The organism is Klebsiella sp. Q11, from assembly GCF_964241505.1.
In the GTDB taxonomy this organism is placed as follows: Bacteria; Pseudomonadota; Gammaproteobacteria; order Enterobacterales; family Enterobacteriaceae; genus Klebsiella; species Klebsiella michiganensis.
This window is the reverse complement of sequence record NZ_CAXSXW010000008.1, coordinates 261271-277026: the sequence shown is the minus strand read 5'-3', so window position 1 is coordinate 277026 and position 15756 is coordinate 261271. Positions and strand designations below refer to the sequence as shown.

Below are 15756 nucleotides of genomic sequence, written 5' to 3'. Positions count from 1 at the left end.
CATCCACTCCTTATTCCGTTAACCAGCTGGCCTGGCGCTGCAGCACCGGCAGTATCGGGCGACGATGCTGCATATCCGGCAGCGAGTTAATCAGCCCCTGAGTATAGGGATGACGGGCGTTATCGAGGTCGCAGGCGGCAATAGACTCCACCACCCGTCCGGCGTACATCACCAGCACGCGGTCGCAAAAGCTGCGCACCAGGTTGATGTCGTGGCTAATAAAAATCAGCCCCAGCCCGCGCGACTGAACCAGATCATCCAGCAGGCCCAGCACCTGCAGGCGCACCGACACGTCCAGCGCGGAGGTCGGCTCATCGGCAATCACCAGCTCCGGGTCGGTAATCAGCATCATGGCAATCATGATGCGCTGCCCCTGTCCGCCGGATATCTCATGCGGATAAAGCTGATAAACGCGCTCCGGCTGGCGAATACGCACCACCTCCAGCATCTCCAGCGCCTTTGCCTTCGCCTCATCTTTGCGCCCGGGATGATGGGTCAGCCAGGCCTCGGCAATTTGCTTACCGACGCAGACCACCGGATTAAGCGAATATTTCGGGTCCTGCATAATCATGGAGATACGTTTGCCGCGCACGCCGCGCATCTGCGCTTCAGTAAGTTGCAGCAGATCGAGGTTGGCAAACTGCATCCGGCTGGCGCTGACGCGGGCCTTTTTCGGATGCAGCTGCAGCAGGGCGCGCCCAACGGTGGATTTACCTGAACCGGACTCGCCGACAATGGCCAGCTTTTCGCGCCCCAGCTGGAAGGAGACGCCGCGCACGGCATGGGTCACCGCGCTGCCGTTAACAAAGTCGACGCACAGATCGCGCACGTCGAGCAGCGGAGCATTATTCGCTGCGGGGATCGAGGATGTCACGTAGGCCATCTCCTAAGAAGTTAAACGCTAAGCTGTTGATCAGAATCGCCAGCCCCGGAATCGTAACCACCCACCAGCACTCCATCATGTAAGTGCGCCCGCTGGAGATCATCGCCCCCCACTCCGGCTCCGGCGGCTGCGCGCCGAGCCCGAGAAAGCCCAGACCGGCCGCGGTCAGAATGATCCCGGCCATATTCATGGTGATACGGATAATGACCGAGGGCAGACACAGCGGCACGATATGGCGCCAGAGGACGCGGGCCGATGATGCGCCCTGCAGACGTACGGCGGAGATAAAATCGGCCTGGCGCAGAGAGAGCGTTTCGGCGCGCGCCAGGCGGGCTATCGGCGGCCAGGCGGTGAGCGTGATGGCGATAACCACGTGCTCCAGCCCCGGACCTAAGGCGGCGACAAACGCCAGCGCCAGGACCAGACTCGGGAAGGAGATGAAAATATCGGTGACGCGCATCAGCACCATATCGACCTTACCGCCAAAATAGCCGGCGCTGACGCCGAGCAGCAGCCCGAGCGGACCGACGGTCACCGAGACCAGCAGCACGATATAGAGCGTGATGCGCGAGCCGTACACCAGGCGGCTAAAGATATCCCGGCCAAACTCATCGGTGCCGAACCAGTGCTGCGCGTTCGGCGCGACCAGCGCGCTGTTGAGGTCCTGCACCAGCGGGTTATACGGCGCAATCAGCGGCGCGAAAATCGCCACCACCAGCAGCAGAAAGATAATTCCGCCGCCGATGGCCGTTAGCGGGTTGCGCGCCATTTTGCCGATAAACCCGACGGCCCGCGCCGCCGCGCGTTGCAGCCGCTGACGGCCTTCGCCCGTGCCGCCCGAAAGCGGCGAATCCAGAGAAACGGTCATGATTTTGTCCTCGGGTCAAAGAATTGATACAGCATGTCGGAGAGCAGGTTGAGCATCACGAAGATCGCCCCCACCAGCAGCACGCAGCCCATTACCGCATTCATATCGCCCAGCAGCAGGCTACCGGTGAGGTAGGAGCCGAAACCCGGCCACGAGAAGACGGTTTCAATCAGCACCGCGCCTTCCAGCAGCGCGCCGTAGGCCAGCGCCACCACCGTCAGCAGCTGTACGAGGATATTGCGAAACGCATGGTTCCAGATGACCTGACGCTCGGTCAGCCCCTTCACCCGCGCGGTAATAATGAACTCCTGCGACAGCTGGGCCAGCATAAAGCTGCGGGTCATGCGGCTGATGTAGGCCAGCGAGTGAAAGCCGAGCAGCGAGGCGGGCAGAATCAGGTGATTAATAGCGTTCCAGAAGACCTGACCGTTGCCCGCCAGCAGCGCATCAACGGTCATCAGCCCCGTGCGGCGCGGCACCATACCGTCCAGGCCAAGGTCCACCCGTCCGGCGCCGCCCACCCAGCCGAGCCAGGCGTAGAAGACTAAAAGCCCCATCATCCCGACCCAGAAAATCGGCGTCGAGTAGCCCGCCAGGCTGATAATGCGCACGACATAATCGGCGACGCTATTGCGCCGCGCCGCCGCCAGCACGCCCAGCGGAATACCGAGGCCCGCGCCGACGAGAATCGCCATCGTCGCCAGCTCCATGGTGGCCGGGAAGACGCGGATAATGTCGTCCACCACCGGTTTCCCGGTCAGCAGCGCGTTGCCCAGATCGCCGTGCAGCAGGTTGACGAAATAGATGCCAAACTGGGTGGTCAGCGATTTATCAAACCCCAGCTGATGGTAAACCTGCTGGTAGGTACTCTGGTCAGCGTCCGGGCCAACAATCGCCAGCACCGGGTCGATGGGCATGACGCGGCCAATAGTGAAGGTCAACAGCAGCAGGCCGAACAGCGTAATCACCACCTGCAGCAGTCGTTTTGATAAGCGCCGGCCGCGTGAGCCGGGCGCAAGGATTGCGATACTCATCCTTTTTCTCCTTCGCGGACTTTATCGACGTCACGCAGAAAAGTGGTGGCAGAGGGGTGCGGCTGATACTGCCGCACCTCGTTACGCACCACCACGGAATCGACCATCTGCGAAAGCGGAATAAGGGCCGGGACCAGCTGGTCGTAGCGCGTCTGGATGGCCTGGTAGTCGGCCACCTGTTTTTGCGGATCGCGTTCCAGCAGGGCGCGGTCAATCATCGCGTTGAGCTGCGGGTCGTAAAAGCCGGTGCGCCAGCCCTGGAAGTTGGTCAGGCGCGCCTCATCGCTGTTATCCGGGTTATAGACCAGCGCGCGCAGGCTGGAGTGCGGGTGCGGCTCCATTCCGCTGCCGCCGCGTCCTACCAGCAGGTCAAATTTACGCTCGCGCATCGCGCCGTAGATCTGGTTACCGGTGCCGGTGATAATTTTGGCGTTAATCCCCGCCTGCATCAGCGTCGACTGCACGGCGATAGCAATGTTCAGGAACGGCTGATCCGAGAGGACCCGCAGCGTGGTATCAAAGCCGTTGGGATAGCCTGCTTCCGCCAGCAGCTTTTTCGCCCGCGCCACGTCCAGCTTATAGCCCGGGTCGGGCAGCGTTGACGGCATGCCCGCCTTAATCGGCCGCTGGTGCAGCACCCCGTAGCCCGGCATCAGCGCTTTATTGATGCCCTGGTAGTCAATCAGATAGCGCACCGCTTCGCGCACTTTCGGATGGGCGAAGTGCGCCTCTTTCATGCTCATCGCCACGTAGTACATGGTGCCGCGCTGCACCGCGTCGACGGTCAGCTGGGGGTCGCTGCGCAGGGCGTTGATGTCGGAAACCGCCATATTGTTGGCAATATCGAGGTCGCCTTTTTCGATCATCAGGCGCAGGGTTTGCGACTCCTGGAAATGGCGCAGCACCACGCGGCTCATTTTCGCCTCGCCGCGCCAGTAGTCAGGATTGCGCTTCATGCGCAGCACATCTTTCGCCTGCCAGGTTTCCAGCGTGAACGGCCCGGAACCGGCTTCATGGGTGGTCAGCCAGCGGTTACCCCAGTCGTTATCCTGCTGGTGGCTTTGCACCGTTTTGCTGTCGAGCACTCCGAGGTTGCCCAGCGCCGCCAGCGAGTAGATCACCAGCTGCGGGTCGTTATCTTTGGGCAACACGATCTGCACCGTGAAGCTGTCCGGCGCGCTGACCTGGCCGTCGATGTTTTTCTGACTGAAGCCGTAGGATTTCCATACCGAGGCCTGCGCCAGGTTGAGGTGCAGGATGCGCCGCATCGACCACACCACGTCGGCGGCGGTCAGCGGATTGCCGGAGTGAAATTTCACGTCGTCGCGCAGATGAAAGGTCAGGGTTTTGCCGTCGGGGCTGATATCCCAGGATTTCGCCAGCGCGGGCTTAACGTTGGTGAGCTGCTCAGGGTCAAGCTCCACCAGCGAGTCGTAGAGGTTGACCACGATCCCCACCACTTCATTACCGGTCATCGCCGCCGGGTCCAGGGTGAGCAGGTTATTCATATTCATACCGATGATGAGCTGGTCGGGCGGCGTTTTCGCCATCGCCGCCCCGCTCCCCATCGACACGGCGAGCGCGAGCAAGCACGCTGCCAGTCGGGAGGTTTTTTTCATATCTCTGTTTGCCTGTACTGTAGGGTACATGTTGCCGGATGACGGCATTTTCGCCTTATCCGGTCTACCGGGCCGCAGACCCGATAAGCGCAGCGCCATCGGGCATTTATTTTTTTGAATCAGTCGTGGCTAACGGTATTGGCTTCGATATACGCAAAATTAATGTCTTCGCCGAGGCCCGGACGTTGTGACAGATGCACAAAGCCCTGGTCATCCATCGGGTCAACAAGGCTGTTGAGATAAGCCGCCGGTTCATCGTAGTCGAGGAACGGATGCAGCAGGCCGCGCTCGTACCAGCGGCAGTTGCGGATCGCCCCGACCACCGCCAGGCTTGCCGCGCCGTTGCCGTGGACTTCGCAATCCATGCCGAAAGATTCCGCCAGCGCCGCGACCTTCATGGTCGGGGTAATACCGCCCACGCCGTTAGCGCCGGCGCGCAGAATGTCGCAGGCTCCGGCTTTCACCCATTCGGCGCGCATGCGGTGCTTACCGCCGAAGCTCTCCGGCCCGACGATGGGGATCGACAGGTTTTCCGCCAGCCACGCGTAGGAGGACATCGAATCCTCCTCCATCGGCTCCTCAAACCAGGCGAAGTTGAGTTTTTCCAGCTCTTTGCCGATCCACAGCGCCTCGGCGCGGCTGTACCAGTGATAGCCGTCAATCATCAGGTCAATATCCGGCCCCACCGCTTCGCGCACCGCCGCGCAGGCTTTAATGTCCATTTTGGGATTGGGCGCAAAAGAGATTGGCGGCATCCAGGTGTGCAGCTTGATGGCCTTGTAGCCGCGGGCGACCAGCTTTTCGGCAAAGGCGGCATACTCCTCCGGGGTCGACAGACCGCCCGGCAGATCGTCGCCGCACATCGTGCTGCCGTAGGCCGGGACGATGTCGCGATAGCCGCCGAGCAGCTTGTAAACCGGCATCTTAAGGCTGCGGCCTATCAGGTCCCACAGCGCCTGTTCAACAAACGACAGCGCGCGCTCGGTCAGCTGGTGAGCGCTGCCGCGCTGCCAGTGGTTAAGATCCTGCCAGATACGCTCGCGGTTAAACGGGTCCTGCCCCACCAGCACCTTGCGGAAAAAGGTATTCACCACGAACGGGCGCACCACTTCCGGAGGCGCAAACGAAAAGCCCTGCGCGCCATCATCGGCGGTGATGGTCAGCATCGCCATTTTGGCCATGCTTTCAGCCCCCGGATGGGAGTGCCCGGCGCTGTCGGAAACCCGACGCGTGGGATACTGGAAAACGGTGACATTTACAGATTCAATTTTCATGCTCGGTCCTTATCACGGCCAAATCCGATCGATAGAAGCAAATCGGCAAAGTGGTTTCACATTATTGAAAATACGTTTCAATATCTAATCTAAGCACAATTACGCAGCAGTGCCTCGGACAAACACCGCTAAGCAAGGCAATAAATTTGGGCATTGGCACAACAAGGCGTGACTGTTTTCACAAAAGATAAGCGAAATGTGAGGCGGATCGGCATGGTGAAAAAGGGGGGCGTGAGCGCAGAAAAGAGAGTAACCGACCGTGTACATCCCGGGATTTTCTGCGCTCACGAAAGGGTGAGTTATTCGACCGCCTCCGCCTCGGCGGTAAGGGCTTCCAGCAGTTCAGGCAGCGCCCGATAGCGGCCAGCGGCGCCCTGAAAACGCGCGTGCTGGCTATCTTCGGCAATCACTATCGTGGCAATCCCCGCCGCCCGGGCGGCGCTAAAGCCGTTGAAGCTGTCTTCGATCACCAGGCACCGGCTGGCGTCGAGATTCAGCTTATCCAACGTCGTCAGATACACCGCCGGATGCGGCTTGCCCTGCGCTTCATCGTCCGCGCTGCAAATCACATCAAAATAGTGCCAGAGCGAGAGCTTGTTCAGCACGGCGGCGATAACCTGCCGGGACGAGGAGGTGGCGAGGGCAATTTTATAACCGGCATGGCGAAAATAGCGTAACGCCTCATGCACGCCGCGCATCGGCTCGCCTTCGGCGGCGATCAGGCCGGTAATACGCTGCAATATCGCGGCCTCAAGCCGCTGCGGGGCAAGCTCAAGCTGGCAATAGCGGCACCAGGTGCGGGCAATATCGTCGAGGCGTTTGCCTTTGGTCAGGGTTTCGCACTCCTCGACGCTCGCCGTTGCCCCCCACTGCGCGAGGGCGTCGATTTGCGCCTGCCGCCACAGGGCTTCGGAATCAATAATTACGCCATCCATGTCAAAAATCACTGCCTGAATACTCATCATCCACCTCATTAAGGCCGGCATGCCTGGCATGCCGGCCGCATCACCTTAAGAGAACTCCACCTGCTCGCTGGCCGGCGCTTCCTTGTGGGTAAAACCCGGCTGCTCGACGCGAATAAACGCACAGAGGAAAAAAGCCGCCACGTACAGCGCGGTATAGGCGATCACCACCCCGATGGTGCTGAAGAACGGGAGCAAAATCACCGCAATGGCCGGCGCGAGAAAGTTCGACATCCCCGCCGACAGGTTATATACCGAAATGGCCGCGCCTTTGTGCTGCGGCTCCAGCGCCGGGAAAACGGCCGCCAGCGGTACGAACGCGGCGACAAAGATCCCCAGAGCGATAGCCGGAAGCAGCGCCATCGCGAAGTTATGTCCGAAGTGCTGCGGAATGTAATAAAACGCCAGGCTGGAGAGCGCCATGCCGATGCAGCCGAACCAGCGCACCACCTTCATCCAGCCCAGTTTTTCACCCAGAATGCCCCACAGCACGTTCGAAAAAATGGTGGTGAAGAAGAAGACCGCCCACACCTGCAGCCATTCCGAGGTAGTAAAGCCCAGCTCATCGACGAACATCATCGGCATAATCACCGCAAAGCCGAACAGCGACAGGGTGTTGATAATTCGCACCATGCTCGACAGCAGAATATTGCGGTTGGTATAGAGCAGCGTCGCCGCGCGGCCCAGTTCGGCAAACTTCTCGCGGGTGGTCAGGTTCTGCATATGGTGCGGCGTTTTAATATGGCGCAGGGAAGCCAGCGCAATGATGCCGCCGGTGACGCAGAAAGCCAGCGCCAGCCACAAAGTCCCCAGCTCGCCGATATGCGGGATGGTAAAGCTCGGAATATAGCTGCCGAACACGCCGATGCCGATCGAGTAAACTGCCCAGAACCAGCCGATCGCCGAGCTGGCGTTATCGCTTTTCACGTTGTGGATAATGGCGACGATAAACGAGTAAAGGAACAGCGGATACGCGAAGCCGCGGATGCCGTAGAAAACCAGGATCAGGGCATAGTTCGCGTGACCAAGGCCGAAAACGAGGAACAGCACGTGGAACACGCACCACAGCACGAAGCCAATCATCATGGTCTTCAGCGGCGTGATGATTTCCGCCACCACGCCGGAGATCCACGCCGACAGCGCGGCGGCCAGGCCGTAGAGGGTAAAGGCGAACGATGCCTGCGCCGGGGAGAACCCGAGCTCTTTGATGTAGTGCGACAGGAATGCCAGTTCAAAACCGTCGCCGGTCATAAATACGGCAATGGCGATGTATCCCCAGAGCAGGTTCAGGGGTAAACCGAGCCACTGTTTATTATTGATGGACATAATGACCTCGTTTTTAGGGTACAGGAGGCCGCTCCGGTCAGTTCACCGGAGCGGTTATGGTGATAAAAATTAATGCTGCCGATAGTTCAGATCGTTTAAATACAGGGCCTTAAACTGCGCATAGCGCCGCATCAGGGTTTGATGGCGTACCGGGTCCGCGCGCCAGGTCTGCCAGATCTCCGGTTTTTCACAGACTTCGGTAATCGGTTTGCCCGCCGCCAGGCAGGCCAGCCGCGCCGCGCCCAGCGCGCCGCCGGTCTCACCGCCTTTGTGGGTCACCACCGGCATATCGAGGATATCGGCCAACAGCTGCGCCCAGAACGGGCTGCGGGCGCCGCCGCCAACCAGCGAACATTGTTCGATCTGCGTACCGCTCTCTTTCAGTACCTGCAGACCGTCGCTGATGCCGAAGCTCACCCCTTCCAGCACCGCGTAGCCGAGCTGGGCGCGCAGGCTGGAGTGGGTCATGCCCCAGAACATGCCGCGCGCGTCAGGATCGTTGTGTGGCGTACGTTCGCCGGAGAGATAGGGTAAGAAGAACGGCGCGTGGGACTTCTCCTCTTCGCTAAGTTCGGCAATCTCCTCCAGCAGCGCCACTTCCGTAGTGCCGGTCAGGCGGCAGAACCACTGCAAACAGCTGGCGGCGCTGAGCATCACGCTCATCTGATGCCACAGATTCGGCAGCACGTGACAAAACGCATGGACCGCCGACTGCGGAGCCGGACGATAGGCGTCGGTCACCACAAACAGCACCCCGGAGGTGCCAAGCGAAATGAACGCATCCCCGGGCGAAACCGCGCCGACGCCTATGGCGCTGACCGCGTTATCGCCGCCGCCTCCGGCTACCGCTACCGAGGCGTTCAGCCCCCAGCGTTCGGCCACCTGCGGGTCAAGGGTGGCGGAAACCTCGCAGCCTTCGACCAGGGTCGGCATCTGGCTACGCGCCAGGCCGCATTTATCCAGCAGAGCGTCGGACCAGTCGCGCTTCGCCACGTCCAGCCACAGCGTCCCGGCGGCGTCGGACATATCGGAGACTTTTTTACCGGTCATCCGGTAGCGCAGATAATCCTTCGGCAGCAGCACCGTAGCGGTGCGCTGAAAGTTTTCCGGCTCATGGCGACGCACCCACAGCAGCTTCGGCGCGGTAAAGCCGGGCATCGCCAGGTTTCCCGCCACCTGATGCAGCTCCGGCGCCATCTCTTCCAGCTCCGCGCACTCCGCGGCGCAGCGGGTGTCGTTCCACAGGATTGCCGGGCGAATCACCTCCCCCTCGGCATCCAGCAGAACCGCGCCGTGCATCTGCCCGGAAAGGCCAATGGCCTTAATGGCCGGCCAGTGCTGGGCGCATTTTTCCCGCAGCGTGGTCATCAGATACTCCGTCGCCTCCCACCATGACTGCGGCGACTGTTCTGACCAGTGCGGATGGGGCCGCTGAATGCTCAGCGGCGCGCTATGGCTGGCGATAACCTCATTGTTCTCATCAATGACCAGCGCTTTGACTTCCGATGTGCCGAGATCGATACCCAGATACATAGCCACCTCTTAGTTAATCAGCGTATAAACGGCCGCCACTTTTTCGCGCATCAGCGCGAGGAAATCGGCGTTTTCGGCCAGTTCGCCAAACAGCGCTTTATCGCGGGCGTAAAGGGCCAGCGGATCGTTGGCTTCAAACATCTGATGCACCCCCTCGGCGTCGAGGATGCCGTCCTGGTACTCATACGGCAGGGTGCCCTTGTGCCACTGCTCCATAAAGACGAAGAACAGCGCGGGCAGCATGGCGGTGGCTTGCGGGCGAACGCCGCACTGGTAGCACTCCTGCAGGGTTGGGGCGATCATCGCCGGAATTTTCGAGAAGCCATCGGCGGCGACGCGCTGGTTGGTGTCCTGGATATATGGGTTGGTAAAGCGTTTGAGCACCACGTCGCGATAGGCCGGCAGGTCAATGCCATTATCGCCGAGGCATGGGATCACATCTTCCGTAACGTAGCGGTCGGCAATGGCGTAGATGAAATCCGTTAGCGTGCTTTCATGAATGTACTGCTGGCCAATTAACGTTCCCGCCCACGCAATGCAGCTGTGCGACGAGTTCAGAATGCGAATTTTCGCCTCTTCGTAAGGAATCACCGACGCCACCATCTCAACCCCGACCGCTTCCAGGTTCGGGCGTTCATCGCGGAAGTTGTTTTCCACCACCCACTGGATAAAGGTCTCGCCCATCACCGGCGCTTTATCGTCAATGCCGGTCTGCGCTTTGATGCGCGCGGGCAGGTCCGCCGCCGGGCGCGGGGTGATGCGGTCGACCATGGTGTTCGGACAGGTGGTGTTGGCGGCCATCCAGTCAATCACCGCCTGCTTGCCGGTTAGCTGCAGGAACTCAACCATACCGTCGTGGAAGCGTTCGCCGTTATGGCGCACGTTATCGCAGTTCAGCAGAGTCAGCGGCCCGGCGTTGTCCGCCATACGCTTTTCCAGAATCCGCGCGATAGTGCCGTAAATCGTTTTGCACTCCCCTGCCAGATCGGCCTGCAAATCGGGGTTGCTGGTTTCCAGCTTATGGCGGGTATTCAGGTAGTAGCCACCTTCCGTCACGGTGAAGGCGATGACTTTGGTCTGCGGGTTTGCCCCTTCGTTAATCAGCGGCTGCAGCCCGGCCTGCCACGGCAGCAGTTTCTGAATGGAGGTGATCTCTTCATATTCACGTTCCCCTTCCGGGCTGACGGTTTCCAGCACGTAGCGCCCGCCCTGCGCCGCCAGCGCCTGAACCACCTGTTCGGCGTCGTTGCGGATATTCCCCGCCGCGATGTGCCAGCGTTTATCTCCGGAAGCGATCAGACGATGCAGATACCACGCCTGATGCGCGCGATGAAAAGAACCCAGACCAATGTGAAGCCATGTGAATTGATTGTTCATGTTCTGCTCTCCTTGAGTTGATGGCCTCACTGTAAATGATCAATTGACCAAAATAAGAGCCACGGATCACAAAAGAACAATTACCCAATAAAATTACAAATGACCAGAAAAGAGCAAAAGCTTGCCAGTTTTCCCGACCACGGCGAGAATGCGGGTATTCGCCGGGCGAAATTATCGCCGCGGCCCGACACTTAGGGCAGGAAAGCATGAGCAAAGAAGATGATATCCGGCTGGATCAAAAGGTCCGCGCCGCGTGGATGTACTACATCGCCGGGCAGAATCAGAGCGAGATCGCCAGCCAGCTTGGCACGTCGCGGCCGGTGGTACAGCGGCTGATCGCCGCCGCGAAAGAAGAAGGGATTGTGTCGATTAGCCTGCACCACCCGGTAGCGAACTGCCTCGACTATGCGCAGCTGCTGCAGGAGAAGTACCGGCTTATCGAGTGCAATATCGTCCCCGCCTTTAACGAAGAAAGCACCCTGGATAGCGTCTCCTTCGGCTGCTATCAGCTGATGGCCCGCTATCTGCAGGATGATAAAGAGAAAATCATCGGCCTGGGTTCCGGCCTGACCCTGAAAAAAGCGCTGCAGCGCATCGACTTCGACAGTCTGAACACCCGCTGCGTCGCCCTGATCAGCGCCATGGACGCCGACGGTCAATGTAACTATTACGATGACGTCCCGCTGCTGCTGACCAGCAAAATTAAGGCCAAGTACTATCAGTGGCCCGCGCCGCGCTACGCGCAGACCCAGGACGAGTACGACATGTGGTGTACCAGCCGGCTGTTTCGCAGCGTTTCCGCCGTCGCCCGCCGGGCGGACGTTATTTTTGTCGGCATTGGGCCATTAGGTACCCAAAGCCCCATCTTCAAAGATGGCTTTATCAATCAGGCGCAGATGGATGAGCTGACCGCACGCGGCGGCATCGGCGAGATCATGGGACGCTTTATCGATGCCGAAGGTGGCGTGGTGGAGAGCGAAATCAACAGAATGATCACCAGCTACGATATCCGCCAGAACCAGTGCCCGCGCATCGCGGTGGCGTGCGGCGAGTACAAACGCCCGGCGATTCTGGCGGCGCTTAAAGGCGGCTGGATCAACGGCCTGGTGACCGACGAGCACACCGCCCGCTGGCTGCTGACGCGCTAACGGCGGCAGCCGGATCAGCGGCTGCTCATCAACAGCGGCGGGATTTCAATCCGCTGCTGCCCGGCCTCGCCGGCGTCAATAATCGTGAACACCGCTTCCAGCATCGCCGGCACGTCCTGCTGCACCATGTCGATATCGTGCCCCAGCAGATAGACAAACGGGTCCCAGTCGAAGCAGCCCATCGGCGGCTGCTCGCTGCCGGTAAGTCCCGCCTGCGACAGCCAACGCACCACCCCTTCCAGCGATATTGTCGAGTTGACAAATAGCCCCGGCAATGGGGTCTTCGCGGTAGCAAACCGCTCCTGCAGGCAGGCCTCAACTTTGCCTTTTGAATAGCCGGGCGCCAGGATATTTTCCTGCGGCACAACCAGCCCCTGCTCCCGATGCGCATCGTGGAAGCCGCGTAAACGCTCGCGGGTGTTATGGTCGCTGCTGCGCCCGCCGATAAAGGTCAGCGGCGCCAGCGCTCCCCGGCGGCGAGCGCTGTTGGCGAGGATTTTGTGGGTCAGCGCCTTCGCGCCGCCGTAGTTATCCGATATCACCGACGGGGCGACAGAGCCCGGCAGGTCGAGATTGACCGTGGGCACGCCTGCCTGCTGGCACAGGGCGGTAATTTTGTCCGGATTGGTTGCCCCGGTGGCCACCACCCAGTCAACCTGCCAGGAGAGCATCGCTTTTACCGCTTCGATCTCCAGCTCCGGCCTCCGGCGCGTACAGGTGATAATCGGCAGCAGGCCGCGCTCGCGGGCCATCTCCTCAAAGCGCTCCGCCACCGAACCGAAATAGCGGTTATCGTATTTGGGGATAATCATACCGATGACGCGCGATTTTTTGCTGCGCAGCATGCTGGCCTGGCGGTTAATCGCATAGCCCTGCTCCTCGGCAATCCGCGTCACCTTTTCGGCAAGCTTCGCGCTGATGCGGCGCTTTTTCCAGTTGCCGTTGAGGATAGCGCTCACCGCGCTCGCCGAAACGCCGGACAGTTCCGCCAGGTCGTAAATCGTGATTTTCTTCATTTTCCCAACTTGCGTCACAAAATCATTTCGCTGTTAATTTCCCCACTTGCTCAATCGATGAAGCTAGCGCAACATGAGCTTCATCGATTGAGCTTCCATTTTACTTCCCGAAGTATTAACGCATTCAGCGTGAATACGCCAGCGAACATCAAAAAAATGACGCTCATATTCAATACCTTAACAAGTTTTCGTCTCCAGCGTCGAACGCGATGCCCTCGCGTTCGATAGTTCCAACCAGACTCTGTAAAGGATTATAAAATGAACCACTCTGTCTCCTCTATGAATACTTCCCTTAGCGGTAAAGTCGCCGCCATTACCGGCGCGGCGTCCGGTATCGGCCTCGAATGCGCCAGAACCCTGCTGGGCGCTGGCGCAAAAGTGGTGCTTATCGACCGTGAAGGCGAGAAGCTCAACAAACTTGTCGCCGAACTCGGCGAAAACGCCTTCGCCCTGCAGGTTGACCTGATGCAGGCGGATCAGGTCGATAATATTCTGCAGGGTATTTTGCAGCTTACCGGGCGTCTCGATATTTTCCACGCCAACGCCGGAGCTTACATCGGCGGGCCGGTGGCCGAGGGCGATCCGGACGTGTGGGACCGCGTGCTGCACCTCAACACCAACGCCGCCTTCCGCTGCGTGCGTAGCGTCCTGCCGCATCTTATCGCGCAAAAGTCCGGGGACATTATCTTCACCAGCTCTATCGCGGGGGTGGTGCCGGTGATCTGGGAGCCTATCTATACCGCGTCGAAATTTGCCGTCCAGGCGTTTGTTCATACTACTCGCCGCCAGGTTTCGCAGTACGGCGTGCGCGTCGGCGCCGTGCTGCCGGGCCCGGTGGTCACCGCCCTGCTGGACGACTGGCCGAAAGCCAAAATGGACGAAGCGCTGGCCAACGGCAGCCTGATGCAGCCGATTGAGGTGGCCGAGTCGGTGCTGTTTATGGTGACGCGCTCGAAAAACGTCACCGTGCGCGACATTGTGATCCTACCGAACAGCGTGGATCTCTGACCGTTCAACCAGACTGTGTGAGAGGATGTTATGCAAATCGATACGCAACATATTATTGGCGTCGATGTCGGTTCGGGCAGCGTTCGCGCCGGGGTGTTCAATCTGCGGGGCGAGCTTCTCGCCCACGCGACCCGGGAAATTACCCTGTTTCGCAGCGCCGGAAGCGTGGTCGAACAGTCGAGCCGCGAGATCTGGCAGGCGGTGTGCTACTGCATTAAAACGGCGGTGGCCAGCGCCGGGGTCGCGCCGTCATCGATTGCCGGGATCGGCTTCGATGCCACCTGCTCGCTGGTGGTGATTGGCGATAACGACGCCCCGCTGGCGGTCGGGCCTTCGGAAGATGCGGAGCGCAACATTATCGTCTGGATGGATCACCGCGCCACCGGGCAGGCGGAAAAGATCAACGCCACGGGCCACGCGGTGCTGCAGTACGTCGGCGGTAAAATCTCGCCGGAGATGGAAACGCCGAAAATTCTCTGGCTGAAGGAGAACCGCCCGCACATTTATCAGCAGGCGCGCCACTTCTTCGACCTCGCCGATTATCTCACCTGGCGCTCAACCGGCGATTTAGCCCGCTCGGTCTGTACCGTGACCTGTAAATGGACCTACCTGGCGCATGAACAACGCTGGGATGCCAGCTACTTCCGCCAGATTGGCCTCGAAGAGCTGGCGGATGAAGATTTTGTCCGCATCGGCCAGCGGATTGTCGATCCGGGAACCCCCTGCGGCGACGGCCTTTGCGCCACGGCGGCAGAGGAGATGGGCCTGCCGGTCGGTACTCCGGTGGCGGTCGGGATGATCGATGCCCACGCGGGCGGTATCGGCACCGTCGGCGTGCTTAACGGCGCGGTTAACAATATGGCCTACGTCTTCGGCACCTCCTCCTGCACCATGACCACCACTCAGGAAGCGGTGTTCGTGCCCGGCGTCTGGGGGCCATATTACTCGGCGATGGTGCCGGGGTTCTGGCTGAGCGAAGGCGGGCAGAGCGCGGCCGGAGCGGCCATCGACCAGCTGCTGAGCTTCCATCCCGCCGCCGCCGAGGCTAAGGCGCTGGCCAGGGCGCGCGGCGTCCCGCTGCCGGTTTATCTTGCCGATAGCGTGCTGGCGAAAGTGGAACGTCCTTCTGCCGCGGTCAAACTCGCCGCCGGGCTGCACGTGGTGCCTGAATTTTTAGGTAATCGGGCGCCGCTGGCCGACCCGCATGCGAAAGCGATTATCGCCGGGCTGGGGATGGAGCGGGATCTGGACAACCTGATGGCGCTCTACGTCGCCGGATTGTGCGGTATCGGCTACGGCCTGCGGCAGATTATTGACGCCCAGAAAGCGTGCGGCATCCACAGCGAGCATATCGTCATCAGCGGCGGAGCCGGGCAGCATCCGCTGGTGCGCCAGCTGCTGGCGGACGCCTGCGGAGTGAGCGTGGTGAGTACCGAATCCAGCGAACCGGTGCTGTTAGGTTCGGCGATTCTCGGCGCGGTGGCCGGCCAGATCGCCCCGTCCCTGCCGGAAGCGATGAAGCAGTTTACCCGGGTGGATAAAACCTACCGCTGCGTTGCCCAGTATAGCGCCGATCATCAGCGGCGCTATGAAGCGTATAAAACGCTACAGCACACGGCGCGGCTGATTCGCGAGTAAGCAAGATCCCGGGCTGCGGCGTAAACGCCCTACCCGGGCTACCAGACCGCACGAAACCGTAGCCCGGCCA

General features: G+C 60.3%; 13 protein-coding genes. 3 read left to right on the top strand and 10 right to left on the bottom strand.

All coding sequences use genetic code 11. The features are described from left to right. Positions 1-10: 10 nt before the first annotated feature. The 9 genes from ACESQ2_RS15640 to dalD form a co-directional block, all read right to left on the bottom strand. Positions 11-874: an ABC transporter ATP-binding protein gene (locus tag ACESQ2_RS15640; protein WP_046877550.1), complete on the bottom strand. Its 864-nt coding sequence runs from the start codon at positions 872-874 to the stop codon at positions 11-13. After that, a complete protein-coding gene (locus tag ACESQ2_RS15635; protein ID WP_025107786.1) occupies positions 846-1751 on the bottom strand; it encodes an ABC transporter permease in 906 nt (301 codons plus the stop codon). Before ACESQ2_RS15635 ends, ACESQ2_RS15640 begins: the two co-directional genes overlap by 29 nt. Next, positions 1748-2785 (bottom strand): ABC transporter permease, encoded by a 1038-nt coding sequence (locus ACESQ2_RS15630; protein ID WP_014839013.1) that lies wholly within the window; start codon positions 2783-2785, stop codon positions 1748-1750. The genes ACESQ2_RS15635 and ACESQ2_RS15630 overlap by 4 nt, the downstream gene beginning before the upstream one ends. Next, positions 2782-4404: an ABC transporter substrate-binding protein gene (locus ACESQ2_RS15625; protein WP_014230109.1), complete on the bottom strand. Its 1623-nt coding sequence runs from the start codon at positions 4402-4404 to the stop codon at positions 2782-2784. The genes ACESQ2_RS15630 and ACESQ2_RS15625 overlap by 4 nt, the downstream gene beginning before the upstream one ends. 119 nt (positions 4405-4523) lie before the next feature. Next, positions 4524-5678, bottom strand: coding sequence for a mandelate racemase family protein (locus tag ACESQ2_RS15620; RefSeq protein ID WP_046877535.1), 1155 nt, complete (start codon positions 5676-5678; stop codon positions 4524-4526). A 299-nt stretch (positions 5679-5977) separates the two neighbouring features. Further along, positions 5978-6640 carry an HAD family phosphatase gene (locus tag ACESQ2_RS15615; RefSeq protein ID WP_014230111.1) on the bottom strand — a complete coding sequence of 221 codons (663 nt, stop codon included), beginning with the start codon at positions 6638-6640 and terminating at the stop codon, positions 5978-5980. Positions 6641-6688: 48 nt separating this feature from the next. Beyond that, the gene (gene dalT / locus ACESQ2_RS15610; protein WP_088167791.1) at positions 6689-7966 is read right to left on the bottom strand and encodes a D-arabinitol transporter; all 1278 of its coding nucleotides are present in this window, start codon (positions 7964-7966) and stop codon (positions 6689-6691) included. Between the two features lie 69 nt (positions 7967-8035). Continuing rightward, entirely contained in the window at positions 8036-9499 is a 1464-nt protein-coding gene (gene xylB / locus ACESQ2_RS15605) for a xylulokinase (RefSeq protein ID WP_025107792.1), read from the bottom strand. Between the two features lie 9 nt (positions 9500-9508). Then, positions 9509-10876 (bottom strand): D-arabinitol 4-dehydrogenase, encoded by a 1368-nt coding sequence (dalD, locus tag ACESQ2_RS15600; protein ID WP_373170831.1) that lies wholly within the window; start codon positions 10874-10876, stop codon positions 9509-9511. Between the two features lie 206 nt (positions 10877-11082). Here dalD and ACESQ2_RS15595 point away from each other — a divergent pair, with 206 nt between their 5' ends. Beyond that, positions 11083-12024: a sugar-binding transcriptional regulator gene (locus ACESQ2_RS15595; protein WP_014839020.1), complete on the top strand. Its 942-nt coding sequence runs from the start codon at positions 11083-11085 to the stop codon at positions 12022-12024. A gap of 14 nt (positions 12025-12038) precedes the next feature. On the opposite strand, the gene ACESQ2_RS15590 is transcribed toward ACESQ2_RS15595, so the two are convergent. Next, on the bottom strand, positions 12039-13040 hold the full coding sequence (locus tag ACESQ2_RS15590) for a substrate-binding domain-containing protein (protein WP_025107794.1): 1002 nt from the start codon (positions 13038-13040) through the stop codon (positions 12039-12041). A 258-nt stretch (positions 13041-13298) separates the two neighbouring features. Here ACESQ2_RS15590 and ACESQ2_RS15585 point away from each other — a divergent pair, with 258 nt between their 5' ends. Together ACESQ2_RS15585 and ACESQ2_RS15580 are read left to right on the top strand one after the other, a co-directional pair. After that, complete coding sequence (locus tag ACESQ2_RS15585) at positions 13299-14048, top strand: SDR family oxidoreductase (RefSeq protein WP_004852583.1); 750 nt, start codon at positions 13299-13301, stop codon at positions 14046-14048. Positions 14049-14078: 30 nt separating this feature from the next. Then, on the top strand, positions 14079-15686 hold the full coding sequence (locus tag ACESQ2_RS15580; protein ID WP_046877539.1) for an FGGY-family carbohydrate kinase: 1608 nt from the start codon (positions 14079-14081) through the stop codon (positions 15684-15686). Positions 15687-15756: the final 70 nt, after the last annotated feature.

Excerpts from the sequence above, each read along its gene's own strand:
- ACESQ2_RS15595 (WP_014839020.1), top strand. The coding sequence starts at position 11,083 with ATGAGCAAAGAAGATGATATCCGGCTGGATCAAAAGGTCCGCGCCGCG.
- ACESQ2_RS15585 (WP_004852583.1), top strand. The coding sequence starts at position 13,299 with ATGAACCACTCTGTCTCCTCTATGAATACTTCCCTTAGCGGTAAAGTC.
- dalD (WP_373170831.1), bottom strand. The coding sequence starts at position 10,876 with ATGAACAATCAATTCACATGGCTTCACATTGGTCTGGGTTCTTTTCAT.
- ACESQ2_RS15590 (WP_025107794.1), bottom strand. The coding sequence starts at position 13,040 with ATGAAGAAAATCACGATTTACGACCTGGCGGAACTGTCCGGCGTTTCG.
- xylB (WP_025107792.1), bottom strand. The coding sequence starts at position 9,499 with ATGTATCTGGGTATCGATCTCGGCACATCGGAAGTCAAAGCGCTGGTC.
- ACESQ2_RS15615 (WP_014230111.1), bottom strand. The coding sequence starts at position 6,640 with ATGAGTATTCAGGCAGTGATTTTTGACATGGATGGCGTAATTATTGAT.
- ACESQ2_RS15620 (WP_046877535.1), bottom strand. The coding sequence starts at position 5,678 with ATGAAAATTGAATCTGTAAATGTCACCGTTTTCCAGTATCCCACGCGT.
- ACESQ2_RS15580 (WP_046877539.1), top strand. The coding sequence starts at position 14,079 with ATGCAAATCGATACGCAACATATTATTGGCGTCGATGTCGGTTCGGGC.
- ACESQ2_RS15635 (WP_025107786.1), bottom strand. The coding sequence starts at position 1,751 with ATGACCGTTTCTCTGGATTCGCCGCTTTCGGGCGGCACGGGCGAAGGC.
- ACESQ2_RS15625 (WP_014230109.1), bottom strand. The coding sequence starts at position 4,404 with ATGAAAAAAACCTCCCGACTGGCAGCGTGCTTGCTCGCGCTCGCCGTG.
- ACESQ2_RS15630 (WP_014839013.1), bottom strand. The coding sequence starts at position 2,785 with ATGAGTATCGCAATCCTTGCGCCCGGCTCACGCGGCCGGCGCTTATCA.
- dalT (WP_088167791.1), bottom strand. The coding sequence starts at position 7,966 with ATGTCCATCAATAATAAACAGTGGCTCGGTTTACCCCTGAACCTGCTC.